The sequence below is a fragment of the Anaerovibrio lipolyticus LB2005 genome, assembly GCF_000621545.1.
Classification (GTDB): Bacteria; Bacillota; Negativicutes; order Selenomonadales; family Selenomonadaceae; genus Anaerovibrio; species Anaerovibrio lipolyticus_A.
In genome coordinates, this window is the sequence record NZ_JHYA01000003.1 from 31,115 (window position 1) to 49,659 (window position 18,545).

Sequence of the window (18,545 nt, forward strand, 5' to 3'; positions counted from 1 at the left end):
ATATTTTAACGATAAGTTTATACATAAAATAATACATAAAATCAGGTGTCGTTAGACTTGATAGAGAAGCCGGAAAAAAACCGGCGCGGTCCCGCCACTGTATTGGGGAGCTAATTTGCAATTATGTCACTGAAGGGGGAAAAGCCTCTTTGGGAAGGCGCAATGCAGCTATGAACCAGAGCCAGGAGAACTGCCTGATTTATAATCACCGTTAGACCTACGAGAGATGGGGAGGGGATTTTCGCTTTGACAGGATAATTCTGCGCTCTTGATCTACGTGGTCAAGAGCTTTTATTTTTTTTATGGAGGTGCATTTTGCGGAAATCTGTTTTTGGTATAGCTGCCATATTGTTGGTTTTATTATGCATCACATTGCTTTTATCCTTGGGGGCTGGTTCTGTCATGATTCCATCTGATGTGGTTTGGCAGCAGGTGGTGAATGGATTTGAAGGCGAGAATGCCCAAGTGTCACGGATTTTATTTGATATCCGATTGCCACGGAGTTTGTTTGCTGCTATGGCTGGGGCGTCACTAGGATTGACGGGATTATTGATGCAGACCATATCCCAAAATGACTTGGCAGATCCATATATTTTGGGTGTTTCTTCAGGTGCCGGTGCCGGTGCTGTAATTTGTATAGTGACTGGTTTATCGACAATGCTACTGGGATATGGAGTTTATATTGGAGCCTTTGTGGGGGCGGCTTTAGCCACGGCTTCGGTGTTGTTGCTTTCTGGAAGAAATGATAATCCGCTACGTTTGGTACTTATGGGTATCGGTGTGTCAGCTATTTTTTCGGCATTGACCATGTTTGCTATATATGCGGCAAAGGACGAGGCCCAGGTCCGTAGCGCCATGTTTTGGTTGTTAGGTAGTTTGACAGGGATTCAATGGAAGGTTGTTCCTGTAATGATGATATCCCTGGCGGTTTTAATGCTTTTTTGCTGGCTTTACCGCCATGAGTTGGATATTATGCTTTTGGGAAGTGAGGAAGCTCGATCTCTGGGAATGTCGTATCAGCGGTTGCAGCGTATGTCGGTTATTATGGCCTCTGTATCCGCTGCTGTAGTGACATCTATTGCAGGCGTTATCGGATTTGTTGGTCTCATAGTACCCCACATGGCGCGGCGTATTGGGCGTCCGGACCATGCCTCCATGCTTTGGGTCACTGTTTTGTTGGGAGCACTGGTGATGGTAGTGGCAGACGCATTAGCGCGGAGCCTTTTCCGTCCGGAGGAATTACCTATAGGTATTCTCACCTCTTTTTTGGGAGCACCGGTTTTCTTGTGGATTATATGGAGGCAGTATGCACGATAAAGATATGTTGCTTGAGACAAGGAATTTGTCCCTTAATATCGGGGGTAAAAATGTATTATGTGAGGTTTCAGCCCATTTTGCTGAAAACCAGATTACTGCCATTATTGGTCCGAATGGTTCCGGCAAGAGTACCCTGCTGTCCTTTCTCACCAGAAAGCGTGTGGTGGGGGAGACCGGGGGTACCGCTGGTGAGGTGCTTTTTCGGGGAAATCCCTTGGCAGATATGAGCTCCCAAAGCTTTGCCAGGCTGGCGGCTGTGCTGCCACAATTTCACCACACCATTTTGGATTTTTATGTTGAAGATATTGTGCTGATGGGGCGTTTTCCCTTTAAGGAAAAATTTCAGGATTATACAAATGAAGATCGTGAAAAGGTTCGTATTGCCATGGAAAAGGCGGGGGTATCCCATCTGGCCCTACGCAAGGCAGGGGGCCTTTCAGGTGGGGAGCTGCAGCGTGTCATGATTGCCAGAACACTGGCTCAGGACACAGATCTGTTGTTTCTTGATGAGCCTACAAATCATCTTGATGTAAAGCATAAGCTGGCCTTGATGCACCTTTTACGGGGGTGTGACAAGACAGTTGTAGCTGTGCTTCATGATTTATCATTGGTGGCACAGTATACGGATTATGTTGTCGCTATGAAAGACGGTAAAGTCTATGCCAAAGGCAAAACAGAGGAGGTTTTAAAGCCAGACATTTTGGAAGAAATATTTGAAGTGCCGTTTTTACGTTTTGAGCAGGATGGAAAAATTTATTTGAATTACTGAAGGGAGCGATTGATTTGAAGATGAAGCATTGGCTGAAAAAAGGTGCGGTTGCTGGTATGCTGATGGCTGCATTGTTGAGTGTGGCCGGATGTGGCAATCAAAAAAATGAACAGGCGGCATCCTCCTCAGGATATCCTGTATCCTGGACAGAAACCTTGAATGGACAGGAGACCAAGGTGTCTGTTGACAAGGCACCGGCCCGTGTTATTTCCATGTCTCAGGCCACCAGCGAAATGCTGTTGACATTGGGGTTGGAGGACCGCATGGTTGGTACAGCCATGAAGGAGGAAGAAGTATTTGGTCCTGTAGCAGATGCCTATGGCAAAGTGAAGGTTTTGTCGGAAAAATGGCCTTCCTATGAGACATTTATGGCAGAGAAACCAGATTTTGCAACTGGCTGGGAGGTTGCTTTTACAAAGCGCGGCATTCCGTCAGATTCCATTACTTCCCAGGGAGTACCAATTTATATCCCTTCCTCCATGCAGAAAACGGATGCAGATCTGGAAACAGTTTTTACAGATATGCTGAAATTGGGCGACATTTTTGGCGTTCAGGATAAGGCTAAAGCATGGGTGGATTCCCAGAAGAAGGAATTGGAGCAGGTTCAGAAGGACTTGGGCAAGCAGCCGAAAAAACGTGTATTTGTATATGACGCTTCTGATGGCAAGCCATTTACAGCCTACAAGGGCTACACTACCAATATCCTGAAACTGATTGGCGCAGAAAATATTATGGAAAACGCAGGCGTTGACAAGACCTGGGCCGCAGCCAGCTGGGAATCTGTTGTAGCAGGTGATCCGGAATACATTATTATCTGCGATTACAGTAGTGGTGTTCGCAATGAGGATGATTTCAAGGAGAAGGTCGCAACAATCCGCAATAATCCACAGCTGAAGGATGTTAAGGCAGTTAAGGAAAATAAATTTATCAAGGTTCGCCTGTCTGAAATTACACCAGGCGTGCGTACAGTAGATGCATTGAAACGTCTTGCTGCTGAAATGAACAAATAAAAATTTTTAATATGAAATTAAAAAGGACAGCAATCTCAAATTTGAGACGGCTGTCCTTGTTTTTATTTACCTAGCAGCTCTGCCAAATCCTGTTCAGGAGTGGTAATTGGTGCAATACCATAATTTTCTACTAAGAAATTAAGAATATTAGGGGAAACAAAGGCTGGAAGGGATGGCCCCAGTTTAATATTCTTGATGCCAAGGTGGAGCAGGGTGAGGAGAATGCACACAGCCTTCTGCTCGTACCAGGAGAGTACGAAGGAGAGAGGAAGCTCGTTTACACTGCAGTTAAAGGCTTTTGCAAGGGCAACAGCCACCTGAATGGCTCCGTAGGCATCGTTGCACTGGCCCATATCCATAAGGCGTGGAAGTCCTCCAATTTCACCGAGGTTAAGATCATTGAAGCGATATTTGCCACAGGCCAAGGTAAGTACAATGCTGTCCTTTGGAGTCTGCTTAACAAATTCCGTATAGTAATTTCTGCCAGGCTTGGCACCATCGCAGCCAGCCACAAGGAAGAAATGCTTAAGGACGCCGGATTTTACGGCCTCTACCACAGTGCTTGCATGTGAAAGAATTGCAGCATGGCCAAAGCCGGTGGTTACCTCTTTTCCACCATTAATACCAGTGAACTCAGTATCTTTTGTAAAGCCTCCAAGTGCCAGGGACTTTTCAATTACAGGGGTGAAATTCTTGTTGTCATCAATATGAACTGCCCCAGGGAATGCAACCACCTCAGTGGTAAATACCCTGTCTTCATAGCTCTTTCTAGGCGGCATGAGGCAGTTGGTGGTGTAAAGAATAGGTGCAGGGAGGTTATCAAATTCCTTCTGCTGGTTCTGCCATGCAGTACCGAAGTTGCCCTTGAGATGAGGGAACTTCTTAAGCTGAGGATAGGCGTGGGCTGGCAGCATTTCACCGTGGGTGTAAATATTGATGCCCTTGCCCTCAGTCTGCTCCAATAAAAGCTGCAGATCCTTTAAATCATGGCCTGTAACTACGATGAAAGGCCCCTTTTCCACTGTAAGGGAAACAGTGGTAGGCTCTGGTGAACCATAGGTTTCAGTGTTGGCCTTATCGAGAAGGGCCATACACTTAAGATTGATTTCACCAACCTTTAAAACAACTGGCAGCAGAGTATCCTGATCTTCGCCGTAGCCAATCATAAAGAGAGCCTCACAGAAGAACTTATTTACTTCTTCATCAGTGTATCCCAGCACATTGGCATGATAAGCGTAGGCTGCCATGCCACGGATACCAAATAAAATCAGGGACTTCAGAGAGCGGATATCTTCATTGGCTGTCCACAGATCATCCATGTTGAATTCACTGTTCTTGCCGCATGGTGATGCACAGCTGCCACAATCTGGGGCGAGAGCCTGCTCAAGCTTGCGAACCTTGGCAATCATTTTTTCAAGTGATTCGTTGTCGAAGCTCACATTTGTAATTGTGGTAAAAAGTCCCTCAATTATAGTATTGTAAACTTCTTTGGTTGCTTCACCATTGCTGTCAACGGCTCTGGCCAAGCCAATCAGGGCACCCGTCAGCTCATCCTGCAGCTTTGCTGTATCGGATTTTTTGCCGCATACACCAGCCTTGCCGGTACATCCTGTACAGCCTGCAGTCTGCTCACACTGGAAACAAAACATTTCATTGCTCATAATTAAAATCCCCCTTGTAATACACACATTAAGAGTTTTCCTATTGTTTGATTTGCTTTTGCAAGTTTAATATAATACAATAAATCAAACTTGTATGTTGTAATTACAACATTTATAGAAAAGAAAAACCACAGAGAAGATTGGCGGTGTTATGACCAATCTTCTCTGTGGTTTGGATAATTTTGAATGTGTGTACGCCAATTAGTCACTTTACAAATTAACTAAGCAAATTGTAGGCAGCGTTAGGGTTATGCGTGTACAGCTCACCCAGGGAACCTACTTCTTTACTGAGGGCCTGCATACCCTGCTTTACGGCCCATAGGGCAACCTGACTTTGGGCATTGGCACTGGCATTGTTTACGGACTCAGCAGCAATATCAGTATCATCAATGGTAGATACTGCCTCATAGAGATTTTCCTCCATGGTGGTGTAGTTGGCAGATTGATATTCCAGACCCTTTTGGGCGGTACCAATGCTGGTAGCCTGGTCAAGGGCAGTGTTTAAAGCAGTGTCAACTGTATCAATTGCGGTGCCTAAATCAGACAAATCCCCCAGTGTGATGGTGCTGTTACCTTCACTGTCTGTAAGCCCAAGGCCGGCGGTACTCATATCCCCAAGATTAATGGTTTCATAGCCATTGTCACTTGCCACCTGAATGGATTGACTGCCGTCTAGAAGACTTTGCCCGTTATAGGTAATCTGGGCGTTGGAATCAATCTGGGAAAGGGTTTGATTTACTGATTCCTGCAGGGCGGCAACATCGGAGTTGCTGTTGGTTCCATTGGCGGCGCTTATCAGGGTCTGCTTTAGTGTGGAAAGGGAATTTATAGTGTTGCTTACGGCCCCGGCAGCCACATTCAGCATGGCATTGGTTGTCTGGGTATTGCTGTTGGACTGTGTTACACTGCCAATATTGTTATACATCCTCTGAACAATGGCATATTCTGAAGCACCATTGGAGGGACTATAATATTTTGTTCCTGTTGCAATTCGTTTTATGCTTTCTGCCTGTGAGCTTTGGGCCCGGTTTAAATCATTTAAAGAGGAATTGATTACACTCATTACACTGCCAATACTCATATTTTTGCTCCCATCTTTTTCTAATCTAAATTTACTACGAAATCTTAGTGAATCGAATTTGAAAGATGAAGATGAACTTTAGATTTCGTGTAAGGGCTGATGAAAGCCCGTATGCTTTCATCTTGCTTAATGGGCTCATTATATTGGCCAAATATAAATTTTTTATAAACTGGAAATTAAGAAATGATAAATAGTTGATATTGATATTCTTCATTTTAAGAAAAGTTTAGCATTATGCCTTCTTTGTTTAATGTATATTTAGATTTATGCTCTATTATGTGTTCATGAAATTCAAAGGAGGCATATTATTATGAAGAAATCTAAAATATTGGCCTGTATGTTGGCCACCTCGATAGCTATTGGCAGTTACGGTGCTATTAATTCTGCTTATGCAGCAGATACAGATAATACTCAAGTTATAATGTCTTCAGATCAGGACAGACCGGCTGGTCCGCCACCTGATGGGAAACCACCTATGGGGCCGCCACCTACTGGCTCTGCACATCATGGGGCACCACCAAATGGTATGCCGGGAGGCTTTGGCGGACATGGGAGCATGTCAGAAGTGAAGTATTCAGCTTCTACGGAGATAAACTCTGCCTCTAGTCAAAACGATAAAGCGTATGCCAGTGATACAGCGGAAAAGAGTGCTTTAATTATAAGCACTGCAGATAATGTAAATATTACTAATCCTACAATAACAAAAGCCGGTGATTCCGATGGACGGGATAACTGTAATTTTTATGGACAGAATGCCACTGTACTGGTAAAGGGCGGCTCTACCACAACCATTATCGGTGGCACCATAACCTCTGATGCTTCTGGCGCCAATGGGGTATTTTCCTATGGAGGTAACGGCGGACAGAATGGTGCAGAGGGTGACGGTACCAAGGTTATTATCAGGGATACAAAAATCACCACCTCCGGCAGCGGTTCAGGTGGTATTATGACCACAGGTGGCGGTATTACTGAGGCCTATAACCTTGATATTACAACAAATGGCCAGTCCTCAGCCCCAATCAGAAGTGATAGAGGCGGCGGAAAGGTTATAGTAGATGGTGGTACCTATGTATCCCATGGTTTGGGTTCACCTACTATTTATTCCACTGCGGATATCACCGTGTCCAATGCAACTTTGGAGTCCACTATGTCGGAGGGAGTGTGTATTGAGGGGTTAAATTCCATCACTTTGAATAATTGTGATATGACTGCCAACAATAGGGGCTGCAATGCCAATGCAACCTTTAATGATATGATCATGATCTATCAGTCATTTTCCGGGGATGCGGACAGCGGCACATCATTCTTTAATGTAAATGGTGGCAGTCTGACCAATAAAAATGGTCATGTATTCCATGTGACCAATACCAATGCGGTTATAAATCTTGATGGAGTTAAAATTGTAAATCAGGATGCAAATAATGTCCTTATGTCCGTATGCGATGATGGATGGAATGGAGGCTCAAATGTTGCAACTGTAAATGCAGCCCATCAGGTGATGGAAGGAAATATTTTGGTAGGTGAAAATTCCAAGCTGATCTTAAATATTAAGGATAATTCAACCTTTACTGGCTCTATCTGTGGCAATATTACCAATGTAAAGGGAGAAACTGTTTCCACTAATGTGGGAAATGTGTCAGTTTCCCTTGATAACACCAGTAAATGGATTTTGATGGATGATACCCATATTTCCAGCTTTACAGGGAATATCAGTCAGATAACCGCTAACGGACATAGCCTTTATGTAGATGGAGTCAAAGTTCTTTAAATAGCCCCAAATGTAAGATTTATTCTGTTAAATGGAATGATGTGTAAAAAATATTGGTAAGAAATGATTCATCATGGTATAATGAGCATAAGAAAAGAGGCAGTTGACGTTTGCTCCGCCAGCTTCCTTGAAGTTGATTCAACCCAAAGTATAGCCGACCATTGCAGTGGTCGGCTGTAGTTTTATATAAGAGGAGTTATCTCTTAATACTATATATGGTAACGGCAAGAGTTAAAAGGGCTATCAACAAGGATAGCTGCTCGTAAAGACTCATAGGCCATCACCTCCTCGAATGTGAGGAAGCCGACACATCAATGCCTCTCGCAGTACATTATACCAAAAATATGTTCCCAACTCAAACGAAAGAGGAGTGCCAATCAGGGCAATCGAGGAATTTAAAGACTTCTTTCAAGTGTATTTACAAATTACCCTCGCCCCATTTTTTCAATTCCAGAAGAATGGGGATGAGGGTTTTTGTTTTTTCTGTAAGGTTATATTCAACCCTTACAGGCATTTCATCGTACTGCTTTCTTTCCACTAAGCCGTCTGCTTCCAGCTCTTTCAGGGAATTGGCAAGCATGGTGTTGGTAATGCCGTGAATGGAGCGTCTGAGCTCCCCATAGCGCACGATTTCATTTCGGTCAATAACGCAAAGTATCATTATTTTCCATTTGCCCCCCACGGTGTCAATAACCCGCTTCAGACCGCAATCCTTTCCTGCAATATCGTCACATAATGGTTCTCTGTTTTCGTTTTTCTTCATGGTATCATTTTCCTTACTAGATAAATAAAAACTGCGTACTTGATATATTTTTTATACCACATATAATATAACTATCAGCTGATAAATGCAACATAATCAGAGTTAAAGATAACTAATAATTTATTATGATGAAAGGCATCCAGCAGGATGAAGTGGTGAATATTATGGAATACAAGTTTACTAAGGATAACTTTGACGCAGAGGTATTGAACAGCGATGTACCAGTGCTTATTGATTTTTATGCAGATTGGTGCGGCCCTTGTCAGATGATGGGACCGGTGGTGAAGGAGCTGGCCTCAGAGTATGACGGCAAGGTAAAGATTGGCAAGGTCAATGTGGATCAGCAGCCGGAGCTTGCCAGCAAGTACGGCGTAAGGAGTATTCCTTATTTTGCATTTATTAAAGAAGGCAATCTCTGTGATGATATAACGGGTTCAGTTCCAAAATCCAGACTTGTCAGCAAGTTAGAGGCAATGGTATAACTGAAAGTAAAGAATGTAAAAAGCAATAGAAGAAATTGAGGAATTTGCGCTTTAAAGGAGGTCCGGGAGATATGATATATGATGCAGCAATCGTTGGAAGCGGGCCGGCGGGGTTGTCGGCGGCTACTGTGCTAAAGGCAAGAGGAAAGAATATAATATGGTTTGGCCCTGAAGAAATGAGCTCCAAAATTGAAAAGGCTGAGAAAATCTCCAATTATCCCGGACTGGGTATTATCACCGGGCATGAGCTAAATGAGCATTTTCGTAAGCATATCAAGGAGCTGGATCTTGAGATTACCAATAAATTCGTTTCCAAGATTTCAGATTTTGGCGGTAAGTTTACCTTGTTGGCAGACAATGAGATGTTCGAGGCAAAGACTGTTCTGCTGACCACCGGAATAGCCGTTGCCAAGGGCTATGATGGGGAAAAGGAGCATCTGGGGAGAGGTGTAAGTTACTGCGCCACCTGTGACGGTATGTTTTACAAGGGAAAGACTTTGGCAGTGTATTGTGGTGACAAAAGCTTTATTCCCGAGGTTTCTTACCTTGCTAATATAGCTGAAAAGGTGTATCTGTTTTCCACTGATGGCAAATTGACAGTGCTGGAGAATAATGTGGAGCTGGTCGACGGCAGACTGGTGAAAATACTGGGTGAGCAAAGAGTGGAGGCCATAGAGCTAAGTAATGGGGACAAAATTGCCGTTGATGGTGTATTTATTTTGCGTAACGCCATTCCACCAGAGGAGCTTCTGCCAGGGCTGGAGCTTAATGGTCCCCATGTGACTGTTGACCGCCAGCTTCACACCAATATAGAAGGCTGCTTTGCTGCTGGGGACAACACAGGAAGACCGTACCAGATAGCCAAGGCCATAGGTGAGGGCAATGTGGCTGCCCATGAAATATTGGAGTATCTGGCAATTAGCTGTACATCTCGTGACAGGTGTTAATAAAAAGCTCCAAAGTAGATGTAATATATTTATTTACATGATGGACAATACGGAAATTTCGGCGAAAATTAATATGGGGGACGGATATTTCAATAAGAGATCCGTCAATTATTTCCTTTTCCACAATTTTTTTGGAAAGAACGGTTATACCAAGACCAGCCATAACTGCTTGCTTGATGGTGGAAGAATTGTTATAAACACCGGAGATACGCGGGGTTATATTATGTTCTCTCATAATCTGTTCAAAAAGATTGCGGGTACCGCTGCCCTCCTCCCGTACAATAAAGGAGCATTTCGCTATTTCTTTCTTGGACATAGTTTGCTTGCTGTCAGGTGAAGCTACGAATACCAGCTCATCTTCCATGAAGGGGATTTCACGCAGGTATTCTGATTCAAGGGTTCCCTCAACCAGCGCAATATCCAGTTCATCTTGAAGTAGGTATTGCTCCAAAGTGGTGGTATTGTGAATACGGGAAAAAATCACCTGCTCCGGCAGTTTTGCTTTAAAATGGCACAGCAGGGGAACGAAAACACTTTCGCCAACTGACAAGGTGGCACCAATGCGGAGCGGGGAGTGACTGGAAAAACCGCGTAGTGTTGATTCTGCCTTATTAGTCAGACTAAGTACATGGCGGGCATAGTGCATAAGCTCCTGTCCGGCTGGAGTAATAAACAATCTTTTTCCCAGTCTTTCAAACAATTTAACTTGGTAATGTTCCTCAAGTTCTTTGATGGCCTGGCTCACAGAAGGTTGTGAAATATGTAGCTTTTCAGCAGCTTTGGTCATTCCTTCCTCATCACAAACATTTAGAAATATAAGAAAATGTCTAAGCGTCATGGAAAAATCCTCCATCTATAGGTATATGCCTATGAAATCATTAAATAATAGTATTTTACATTTTTTAATTTAGTGATTAGAATTTTGGTTGTCAATCAAAAATACAATTACATATGTTTTTGGGTGCTCGCGAGAGCCTAACAGAGAAAACGGTGAAAAGCCGTTGCGATCCCGTCACTGTAATGTGGAGTTCCTTTCATGATGTCACTGGCTATTGGTAGCTGGGAAGGCGAATCGAACGATGAAACAGAGCCAGGAGAACTGCCCAAAAATGGATTTTACTTGCATCTTGCGAGCGACAGGAGAGCAGGCGACTACAATGCGTTGTTTTTGTGCCGTTTCGTATATTGCGAAGCGGTTTTTTTATTGCCAAGGTTTTCGGTTTGTGGGGAGATGATGGATAGCAGCCTAAAGTAAAGAATTTTAGATGTATGATTGTTGAAAGGATGGAACGATTATGAAGCAACGAAGTTTGTTTGTGGTATTATTGGTGCTATGTATGGCTTGCTTTACATTGTTAACGGGTTGTGGAAGTGAGAAAAATAATGCAGCCAAAGATGATAATGGAAAGATAACTATAGAAGATGTAAAGGGCAATGTTGTCGAGGTCCCAAAGGATATTAAGAAAATTGCCGTGGTACCATTGCCTTGGGCTTCAGTGGTTACCGCACTGGATGGCAATTCTGAGCGTATTGTTGCAATTCATCCGGGTGCTATGTCTGCGTATAAAGGCCATTTTTTGGCAACCAAGGATAGCCATTTTGGAACCCTGAATACTGAGCTTATCGGTCAGGATTTTTCCGTAAATGTTGAAGGAATGCTGCAACAGGGGGGTGAAGCTGCAATTATTTGGCAGCATCAGGAGGACGATGCCGCCAAGTTGAAGCAGGTTGGCATTGTTCCTATTATGATTAACAATACTACTGTTGAGGAGTTGCAGAAAAGCTTCCTTATTGTGGGCAAGCTGCTGGGCAAGGAGGATCGTGCTAAAAAGATAAATGACTACTATCAGAAGACTTATGACCAGATAAAGAGTAAGTCCAATGATGTGGCTAAGGCAGACAAGCCAAAGATTCTCTTCCTGCGTACCCAGAAGCTGCGTCTTCAGGGCAATGATAATTTCATGCGTGAAGCTATTGAGATTGCCGGCGGAGATAACCCTACGGAAAAAACTGATTTGAAGAGCAATCAGAACCAGAATCAGACCATTACTATGGAAGAGGTATTGAAGATTGATCCGGATATTATTTTGCTCAGCAACTTTGACAAATTTGTTCCGGATGATCTGTATGAGAACCGTATACCTGGACAGGACTGGAGTACTGTTAAGGCTGTTAGGGAACATAGGGTTTATAAGGTACCTCTCGGTATTTATCGTTGGGATGCCCCAGGCGTAGAAACTCCTTTGATGATGCGTTGGCTGGCCCATCTTTTACAGCCGGGGATTTTCAAGGATATCAATATTCGTCAGGATACAAGAGATTTCATGAAAGATTTTATGAATTATGATTTAAGTGATGAGGATTTGGCGGTTATATTTGCGGATGAGGCAAATAAAAACAGCGTAAAGGTGCAGTAATGAAGGTGCTGAAGCAATTTACAGCAGGGGGATATGCAGCTATAATGCTGCTATTCCTTTTTCTGCTGGCTGCCATGACGGTTTTTAGCATAGGTTCGGGGCGGTTTGATATTGGTCCGGGCGATGTAGTAAAGATATTGTGTCACTCACTTTTGGGGATTGAGAGAACTTGGAGCGAGCAGGCAGAGAATGTAATTTTTTCTCTTCGCCTGCCCCGGGTTTTGGCTGCTGTTATGATTGGTGCTGCGCTGTCTCTTTCCGGCGCAGCCTATCAGAGTGTGTTCAAAAATCCTTTGGTGGCCCCGGATATGCTTGGGGTGTCATCAGGAGCCTGTGTGGGTGCATCTGTATGCATATTGCTTGGTTTGTCCCAACTTGGAATTCAGGTTGGGGCTTTTTGTGGTGGTTTACTGGCTGTATCTGTGGCGGTAATGATTCCCCGTATAGTTGGTAGAAATACAGTAGTCATGCTGGTTCTAGCCGGCATTATAGTAGGGGGCTTTATGAGCTCATTACTGGGCATCATAAAGTATGTTGCTGATACAGAGACGGAATTACCACTTATTACATATTGGCAGCTTGGTTCCCTGACAAGCGTTATGTGGGGAAATCTATTGTATAATGGTCTGCCGATAATTGCCTGTGCAATGATAATGCTTTTTTTGCGCTGGCGCATGAATATCTTGATGTTGAGTGACGAAGAGGCTCATATGCTGGGACATAATGCTGTCCGAATTCGTTACGCAGTTATATTCTGTGCAACTGTACTTACGGTCAGTTCGGTATGTATGGAATCGAGCATATAGAATGGGATGGATACGGAGCCATGTTCCCGAAAGACAACCTCTTAAACAGTTGGGGCAATTTAAACAGTGTAAAAATGAATTGGGTGGTTTCTGCCCAGGGAGTCTTTTTGGCACAAAAAATTCAGGAAACGCAAGGAATTCCTTATATTGCCGCTATTCCTGTAGGCGCCCGTTCCATGAAATTGTGGCTGAATAAGATCAATGGATATATGAACAGCAATAAAGCATTGGCGGAAGTGCCGGAAAAGACTTCTCTTCGCCGTGAAGAGAAGGTGCTGCTTTTAGGAGATCCGGTGCTCACTCTTGGAATATATCGTTTCCTACGGGAAATGCTGGGTTTTCACCAGATTGAACTTGCTTTATATGCGCCTTTCCACTCATTACGGGAATGGTACAACCAGGCTGTGCCGTTGATTATGGCCAATGGACTTGGAGATTGTCAGAGGCCGGAGATACATTTATTTTCTGACCGTGAACAGTGGCTGGAATTAGCATCGGGGTGTGACATCATTATCGGTGACAGCACATTTAATATTTCCGGAGCACTGTCAGATAAAATTTGGATAAATATTACTGATCCTTCGCTGTATGCCGGTGAAAAGGAAATGAATGACAAATATTTGTTTTTCGGCAAGAAGGGTGCTGCCTGGCTGGAAACAAAATACATAGGCAAAAACCTATATAAATAATAAGACAATAGTATTTTCCATATAATGCCCTTAATGATAATATATTTCTTGTCAATTAAGAATTTATTCTGTGGAGGATAGTTGCATGAAACAAGAACACATTAAGGGTATTTTATTTGCGTTGATTTTCGCTATACCAGCTTGGTTTTTGGGGCAGGTGTTTCCCATAGTGGGGGGACCGGTGTTTGGAATACTATTGGGAATGATGTTTGCATCATTAAGGCGGCCTAAATCGATGGAAGTGGGCATAGCCTTTACCGGGAAGAAAATCCTTCAATATTCCATAATACTTCTTGGCTTTGAAATGAATCTTTTTCATGTACTTAATGTGGGCTCCAGGTCTTTATCTGTTATGATTTTTACACTGCTTACCGCCTTTGTTGTGGCTTGGGGGGCAGGAAAAATGCTGAAGCTGGAGAAAAATACCACTACCCTTATTGGTGCCGGTACAGCTATTTGCGGGGGATCAGCTATTGCAGCGGTGGCCCCGGTCATTGGTGCCAAGGATAAGGATATTGCTTTTTCTATTTCTACAATTTTTCTTTTCAATGTTTTGGCAGTATTCATTTTTCCATTTTTGGGTCATGTTATGAATATGTCGGATTTTGGTTTTGGAATGTGGGCCGGAACGGCAGTTAATGATACTTCTTCTGTGGTGGCGGCTGGGTATTCCTATAGTGAAGAGGCGGGGGCATTTGCCACTATCGTTAAACTCACAAGAGCATTAATGATAGTACCGGTGTGCCTCATTTTTGCGTGGCTCACTGCCCGTGAAAGAAACAGTCAGGGACAAGGATTTAAATTGGCTAAAATTTTTCCTTTTTTCATTATGTGGTTTGTGGTTGCTTCCATAGTGAATACCACCGGCATATTGCCCGAAGTTCTCTCCCACGCCTTGGGGACTGTGGGAAAATTCTGTATTGTGCTGGCTATGTGTGCCATAGGCCTCAATACAAAAATAATGGAACTTTTGCGTAACGGCGTGCGTCCAATTTTCCTAGGATTTTGCTGCTGGGTGGCTGTGGCCTGTATGTCTCTTGCCGTCCAATATGTGGTGGGGATCTTGTAATCCGTTTGTTGATTTTAAAAAGTTAGACAAATAAAAATAACACCTACCATCATATAAGTTTGATGATAGGTGTTATTTTAATGTTTTAATAATACTAAATATTACTGAAGGGCTTCCTTCAAGGTGTTCATGTTTTTGCGCATGGTTACCAGATAAGCGTCCATGGCATCTGCATTGGCCTCGCCAGTTACCACTGGGTCAAGGGCGTAAATTTTGGCTCCGGTTTCACGGGCAATGGTCTGGGCTGCATTAGGAGAATACTGTGGCTCTGTGAATAAAACCTTTGTGGAAAGAGGCTTTATCTGTTTGATTACCTCCTGCAGCTCGCTTGGTGTTGGTTCGCTGCCTGGTTCACGCTCCACAACGGCAATAATATTCAGACCAAATTCCTTGGCAAAGTAAGGGAATGCCTCATGGAAGGTGACAATATCCTTGTGTGGAACCTTATCAAGGGTATCGTGCATTTCCTTTTTCAGGGCCTCTAGCTTCTGAATATAAGCATCTGCATTGGCCTGATAAGCATCGGCATGCTTAGGATCAGCTTTTTTCAGCTGATCAGTGATGTTTTTCACCTGCTGAATGTCGGCAGTGACACTAAGCCAAAGATGTGGATTCTTTTCACCGTCAGTTTCCAACAGCTCCATGTCCTTGGACGCATCAATTACGGTGAGCTTTTTCTGCTCTTTGATAACCTTGTCCAAAAAGCTCTCCATACCGGCACCGTTGGCGATTAGAATATCAGCCTTTTCCAGAGTCTTCATGTCTTCAGTAGTCAGCTGATAGTCGTGAAGACAACCGGTTTGAGGCTTGGTCATGTTAGTTACAGTGACGCCATCTATTCCCTTGGCAATGTTGATAGCATCTATGTACATAGGATAAAAGGTGGTTACAATGCGTACAGAGCCATCCTTGTTATCGGATTTATCTGATGAGGTGTTGGCAGAGTTGGAACCACAGCCTGTAGCAATGAGGCACAAGACTGCGATCAGACATAATAAGAGCGATTTGATGTTCAATATGATTACCTCCTATAAAGAAAATGTGTAAATAGTAATATTACTATTTACGATTATACCACGATAAAGAAAAAAGACAAGAGTGAGTAATACAATAATTATTATCACATTTGTCTCTTATGGGTATTATTTTTTGGATTTTTTCTTTTGGCATTCGCTGCACAGTCCATACAGCTCGAAAACATGGCCAGTAATTTTAAAGCCCTTTTTATCTGCTTCCTGTTGATATGAATTGATCATGGGACATATGTCGATACATTCTGTGTGACCGCATTCCGTACATACTAGATGATGGTGATGGTGATCGGCGTCCACCAGCTCATAGACATTGCCTGAGCTGCGGAATATTTCGTGTACTATATCCAATTCTGTCAGCAGGGCAAGGTTTCTGTATACGGTGTCCAGAGATACATCAGGCTGCTGCTTTTGCACTTCATCACGAATTTGCTGTGCCGTGGTGAAGGGGGGGCAGACTGCTAATGCCTGTAGAACAGCGCGCCGTTGTGGTGTTATTTTGTAGCCCTTGGCCTTGAGCCGGTCCAGCGGCAGTTGCTTTGGTGTCATAGATAAATCACCTCGTAGAAACCGAAAACTTTTAAATCATCGTAAGTTATACTATTACAATAAATTTTCAATGTCAATGATGATATGATTTCGTTTATTTTCTTGCAAGCAAAAATACAGTCCCGATAATAAGTGCGGTGCCAATCATATCAATCAGACCAAAACTGGTATTTAGGAACAATATGGACAGAATTATAGCGGATAGTGGCTCGATGGAGCCTAATATACTGGCCTCTGATGGCTGGATGTGCTTTATGCTGCCCAGGTAGCAGCCAAAGGCCAGCACTGTGCCAAAAATAATAATATAAGCGTAGATGAGCCCGGCAATAATGTTCCATGTCCCCACAAACTGCCATGGGGGATTAATTGGCATTAGTACAATACCACCAATAAGCATGCCCCAGCCAATTATAAGGGTAGCCCGCCATTTTCGGATAAGCCTTTTGGGCTGTACTGTATAAAAAGCGGCAGCAACTGCCGATAGCAGACCCCAAACCAGAGCGGTAGGGGAAATTGACAAGTAGTCCAGTCTGCCGTGAGTCACCAGCAGAAAGGTTCCTGCCACAGCCATGATTACACAGATGATTTCTATTAATCTGGGGAGCTTTCGGGTGCTCAAGGTTATATACACAATGATAAATACAGGCATTAAGTATTGCAGCACAGTGGCCGCTGCCGCGTTACCATATTTTATACAGGCGAAATAAGTATATTGCACCGCCAGCATACCAAATGCAGCAAATAACAGTACCTCCAAAGCGTCTTTTTTGTCATGCCAGATGGAAAGGATGCTTTCTTTATACATAATTCTATCTGCCAAAAGGAGTATTAATCCTGCTAAAATCATGCGGGATACCACCAACCATTCCGTGGAAAATCCGCAGTCCTGCAGCAGATACTGTCCGGCTACACCGCTACCACCCCACATGGAGGCACCAAAGCTCACCATGAGCAGCCCTTTGTTTCTGTTTGTCATATCCACCACCCGCCAAACACTTTAAGACCAAATTCAAGGGGACAGCGAATTTCTTCTTCAATCTTTTTTACATACATAAAAAACTCCTTATACTTGCTCTAAGGTTATTTCATAAAAATTAATATAACACGCAGCTAACAAAAAGAATAGTACTGTATTCAAAACAATTTTTGCTTTGTCATGGCTCCTGTTTTGTTCTATTTGCTTTGTTTATTCCTTTACTTATACGGATAATGGGGCGTATAATTAAACATGTTGCCAAAGCAATAATATTTAACATATTAATAGTGTATTATAAATATTTAGGGGGATTATCTATATGTCAGAATCATGTAATCACGACTGCAGCTCCTGTGGTACAACCTGTGGGGAGGATACCCGTAAATCCGGGGATATGTTTGAAAAGCCAAATGACCTGAGCAATATCCGTCATACCATCGCTGTAGTCAGCGGCAAGGGGGGCGTTGGCAAATCCATGGTAACTGGTCTGCTTTCAGTAGCAATGGCCAGAAAAGGCCGTCATGTTGGTATCATGGATGCAGATATTACCGGCCCGTCCATTCCTAAAATGTTTGGGGTTACAGGTGAGGTTCGTGGCAGTCAGGCCGGAGCATTTCCAGTGGCTTCTGCCGGGGGAATTGATGTGGTCAGCATGAACCTTTTTCTCGAAAGCACTACAGATCCTGTAGTATGGCGTGGCCCGGTTATCAGCGGCGTTGTAAAGCAGTTCTGGTCTGATATTATCTGGAATGACGTGGATTTTCTCTTTATTGACATGCCACCGGGAACCGGTGATGTGCCATTGACAGTAATGCAGTCTATAAAGCTGGATGGTATTATTATTGTCACCAGTCCTCAGGAGCTGGTTTCCATGATCGTTGCCAAGGCTGTAAAGATGGCCTCCACCATGAAAGTGCCTATTTTGGGTCTGGTGGAGAATATGAGCTATTTTGAATGTCCTGATTGTGGTAAGCATCACCATATTTTTGGCGAAAGTCATCTGGATAACATTGCCAAGGAGTACAACCTTGATATTTTAGGCCGTATTCCAATGAAGCCTGAGCTGGCCGCAAAATGCGATGCTGGACAGATTGAAACAGTAGAAGATATATATTTACATGATGCTGCAGAAAAACTGCTGGCTTTGGAAAAATAAATCATTAAAAAAACACCTATTAGGGACAAGAAATCCTTAATAGGTGTTTTTGGT

At 43.4% G+C, this 18,545-nt stretch carries 18 protein-coding genes and 2 riboswitches; of the genes, 11 read left to right on the forward strand and 7 right to left on the reverse strand.

Going from position 1 to position 18,545, the window contains the following annotated elements:
- Positions 1-26: 26 nt before the first annotated feature.
- Positions 27-213: riboswitch (cobalamin riboswitch) on the forward strand.
- 102 nt (positions 214-315) lie between these two features.
- From T355_RS0103250 to T355_RS0103260, 3 genes are read left to right on the forward strand one after another with little or no spacing between them, the layout of a single operon-like run.
- Positions 316-1,317: a FecCD family ABC transporter permease gene (locus T355_RS0103250; RefSeq protein ID WP_027396504.1), complete on the forward strand. Its 1,002-nt coding sequence runs from the start codon at positions 316-318 to the stop codon at positions 1,315-1,317.
- A complete protein-coding gene (locus T355_RS0103255; protein WP_051555345.1) occupies positions 1,307-2,086 on the forward strand; it encodes an ABC transporter ATP-binding protein in 780 nt (259 codons plus the stop codon). The genes T355_RS0103250 and T355_RS0103255 overlap by 11 nt, the downstream gene beginning before the upstream one ends.
- Before the next feature lie 20 nt (positions 2,087-2,106).
- The gene (locus tag T355_RS0103260; protein ID WP_027396506.1) at positions 2,107-3,096 is read left to right on the forward strand and encodes an ABC transporter substrate-binding protein; all 990 of its coding nucleotides are present in this window, start codon (positions 2,107-2,109) and stop codon (positions 3,094-3,096) included.
- 62 nt (positions 3,097-3,158) lie between these two features.
- On the opposite strand, the gene hcp is transcribed toward T355_RS0103260, so the two are convergent.
- Together hcp and T355_RS14625 are read right to left on the reverse strand one after the other, a co-directional pair.
- The gene (gene hcp / locus T355_RS0103265; protein ID WP_027396507.1) at positions 3,159-4,757 is read right to left on the reverse strand and encodes a hydroxylamine reductase; all 1,599 of its coding nucleotides are present in this window, start codon (positions 4,755-4,757) and stop codon (positions 3,159-3,161) included.
- 217 nt (positions 4,758-4,974) lie between these two features.
- Positions 4,975-5,838, reverse strand: a complete 864-nt coding sequence (locus T355_RS14625) for a flagellin (RefSeq protein ID WP_051555346.1) — start codon at positions 5,836-5,838, stop codon at positions 4,975-4,977.
- 310 nt (positions 5,839-6,148) lie between these two features.
- Between T355_RS14625 and T355_RS0103275 the strand changes: the two genes are divergently transcribed.
- Positions 6,149-7,606: a proline-rich domain-containing protein gene (locus T355_RS0103275; RefSeq protein ID WP_027396508.1), complete on the forward strand. Its 1,458-nt coding sequence runs from the start codon at positions 6,149-6,151 to the stop codon at positions 7,604-7,606.
- A 418-nt stretch (positions 7,607-8,024) separates the two neighbouring features.
- Here T355_RS0103275 and T355_RS0103280 read toward each other — a convergent pair whose 3' ends face one another.
- A complete protein-coding gene (locus T355_RS0103280; RefSeq protein ID WP_037329760.1) occupies positions 8,025-8,369 on the reverse strand; it encodes a winged helix-turn-helix transcriptional regulator in 345 nt (114 codons plus the stop codon).
- A 164-nt stretch (positions 8,370-8,533) separates the two neighbouring features.
- Here T355_RS0103280 and trxA point away from each other — a divergent pair, with 164 nt between their 5' ends.
- Both trxA and T355_RS0103290 read left to right on the forward strand, forming a co-directional pair.
- Positions 8,534-8,851, forward strand: coding sequence for a thioredoxin (gene trxA / locus T355_RS0103285; protein ID WP_027396510.1), 318 nt, complete (start codon positions 8,534-8,536; stop codon positions 8,849-8,851).
- 71 nt (positions 8,852-8,922) lie between these two features.
- A complete protein-coding gene (locus T355_RS0103290) occupies positions 8,923-9,798 on the forward strand; it encodes an NAD(P)/FAD-dependent oxidoreductase (RefSeq protein WP_037329761.1) in 876 nt (291 codons plus the stop codon).
- Here the strand turns inward: T355_RS0103290 and T355_RS0103295 are convergent.
- Positions 9,770-10,636 carry a LysR family transcriptional regulator gene (locus T355_RS0103295; RefSeq protein ID WP_027396512.1) on the reverse strand — a complete coding sequence of 289 codons (867 nt, stop codon included), beginning with the start codon at positions 10,634-10,636 and terminating at the stop codon, positions 9,770-9,772. The two genes, T355_RS0103290 and T355_RS0103295, sit on opposite strands and share 29 nt — an antisense overlap.
- 104 nt (positions 10,637-10,740) lie before the next feature.
- Positions 10,741-10,920: riboswitch (cobalamin riboswitch) on the forward strand.
- 173 nt (positions 10,921-11,093) lie between these two features.
- Between T355_RS0103295 and T355_RS0103305 the strand changes: the two genes are divergently transcribed.
- From T355_RS0103305 to T355_RS0103315, 4 genes are all read left to right on the forward strand, one after another.
- On the forward strand, positions 11,094-12,215 hold the full coding sequence (locus T355_RS0103305; RefSeq protein ID WP_027396514.1) for an ABC transporter substrate-binding protein: 1,122 nt from the start codon (positions 11,094-11,096) through the stop codon (positions 12,213-12,215).
- Positions 12,215-13,021, forward strand: a complete 807-nt coding sequence (locus T355_RS13370) for a FecCD family ABC transporter permease (protein ID WP_051555347.1) — start codon at positions 12,215-12,217, stop codon at positions 13,019-13,021. The genes T355_RS0103305 and T355_RS13370 overlap by 1 nt, the downstream gene beginning before the upstream one ends.
- Before the next feature lie 107 nt (positions 13,022-13,128).
- Complete coding sequence (locus tag T355_RS13375) at positions 13,129-13,710, forward strand: hypothetical protein (protein ID WP_155851658.1); 582 nt, start codon at positions 13,129-13,131, stop codon at positions 13,708-13,710.
- A gap of 85 nt (positions 13,711-13,795) precedes the next feature.
- On the forward strand, positions 13,796-14,779 hold the full coding sequence (locus T355_RS0103315) for a YeiH family protein (RefSeq protein WP_027396515.1): 984 nt from the start codon (positions 13,796-13,798) through the stop codon (positions 14,777-14,779).
- A 101-nt stretch (positions 14,780-14,880) separates the two neighbouring features.
- Here T355_RS0103315 and T355_RS0103320 read toward each other — a convergent pair whose 3' ends face one another.
- The 3 genes from T355_RS0103320 to T355_RS0103330 all read right to left on the reverse strand — a co-directional run bounded on the left by T355_RS0103320 (position 14,881) and on the right by T355_RS0103330 (position 17,335).
- The gene (locus T355_RS0103320; RefSeq protein ID WP_419670093.1) at positions 14,881-15,798 is read right to left on the reverse strand and encodes a metal ABC transporter substrate-binding protein; all 918 of its coding nucleotides are present in this window, start codon (positions 15,796-15,798) and stop codon (positions 14,881-14,883) included.
- Positions 15,799-15,921: 123 nt separating this feature from the next.
- Positions 15,922-16,359: a Fur family transcriptional regulator gene (locus T355_RS0103325; protein WP_027396517.1), complete on the reverse strand. Its 438-nt coding sequence runs from the start codon at positions 16,357-16,359 to the stop codon at positions 15,922-15,924.
- A 94-nt stretch (positions 16,360-16,453) separates the two neighbouring features.
- On the reverse strand, positions 16,454-17,335 hold the full coding sequence (locus T355_RS0103330) for a DMT family transporter (RefSeq protein WP_027396518.1): 882 nt from the start codon (positions 17,333-17,335) through the stop codon (positions 16,454-16,456).
- A gap of 319 nt (positions 17,336-17,654) precedes the next feature.
- Between T355_RS0103330 and T355_RS0103340 the strand changes: the two genes are divergently transcribed.
- Positions 17,655-18,491, forward strand: coding sequence for an Mrp/NBP35 family ATP-binding protein (locus tag T355_RS0103340; RefSeq protein WP_027396519.1), 837 nt, complete (start codon positions 17,655-17,657; stop codon positions 18,489-18,491).
- The last annotated feature ends 54 nt before the right edge of the window (positions 18,492-18,545 follow it).

Excerpts from the sequence above, each read along its gene's own strand:
- T355_RS0103305 (WP_027396514.1), top strand. The coding sequence starts at position 11,094 with ATGAAGCAACGAAGTTTGTTTGTGGTATTATTGGTGCTATGTATGGCT.
- T355_RS0103315 (WP_027396515.1), top strand. The coding sequence starts at position 13,796 with ATGAAACAAGAACACATTAAGGGTATTTTATTTGCGTTGATTTTCGCT.
- T355_RS0103340 (WP_027396519.1), top strand. The coding sequence starts at position 17,655 with ATGTCAGAATCATGTAATCACGACTGCAGCTCCTGTGGTACAACCTGT.
- hcp (WP_027396507.1), bottom strand. The coding sequence starts at position 4,757 with ATGAGCAATGAAATGTTTTGTTTCCAGTGTGAGCAGACTGCAGGCTGT.
- T355_RS0103280 (WP_037329760.1), bottom strand. The coding sequence starts at position 8,369 with ATGAAGAAAAACGAAAACAGAGAACCATTATGTGACGATATTGCAGGA.
- T355_RS0103330 (WP_027396518.1), bottom strand. The coding sequence starts at position 17,335 with ATGACAAACAGAAACAAAGGGCTGCTCATGGTGAGCTTTGGTGCCTCC.
- T355_RS0103260 (WP_027396506.1), top strand. The coding sequence starts at position 2,107 with ATGAAGCATTGGCTGAAAAAAGGTGCGGTTGCTGGTATGCTGATGGCT.
- T355_RS14625 (WP_051555346.1), bottom strand. The coding sequence starts at position 5,838 with ATGAGTATTGGCAGTGTAATGAGTGTAATCAATTCCTCTTTAAATGAT.
- T355_RS0103295 (WP_027396512.1), bottom strand. The coding sequence starts at position 10,636 with ATGACGCTTAGACATTTTCTTATATTTCTAAATGTTTGTGATGAGGAA.
- trxA (WP_027396510.1), top strand. The coding sequence starts at position 8,534 with ATGGAATACAAGTTTACTAAGGATAACTTTGACGCAGAGGTATTGAAC.
- T355_RS0103290 (WP_037329761.1), top strand. The coding sequence starts at position 8,923 with ATGATATATGATGCAGCAATCGTTGGAAGCGGGCCGGCGGGGTTGTCG.
- T355_RS0103325 (WP_027396517.1), bottom strand. The coding sequence starts at position 16,359 with ATGACACCAAAGCAACTGCCGCTGGACCGGCTCAAGGCCAAGGGCTAC.
- T355_RS0103275 (WP_027396508.1), top strand. The coding sequence starts at position 6,149 with ATGAAGAAATCTAAAATATTGGCCTGTATGTTGGCCACCTCGATAGCT.
- T355_RS13370 (WP_051555347.1), top strand. The coding sequence starts at position 12,215 with ATGAAGGTGCTGAAGCAATTTACAGCAGGGGGATATGCAGCTATAATG.
- T355_RS0103255 (WP_051555345.1), top strand. The coding sequence starts at position 1,307 with ATGCACGATAAAGATATGTTGCTTGAGACAAGGAATTTGTCCCTTAAT.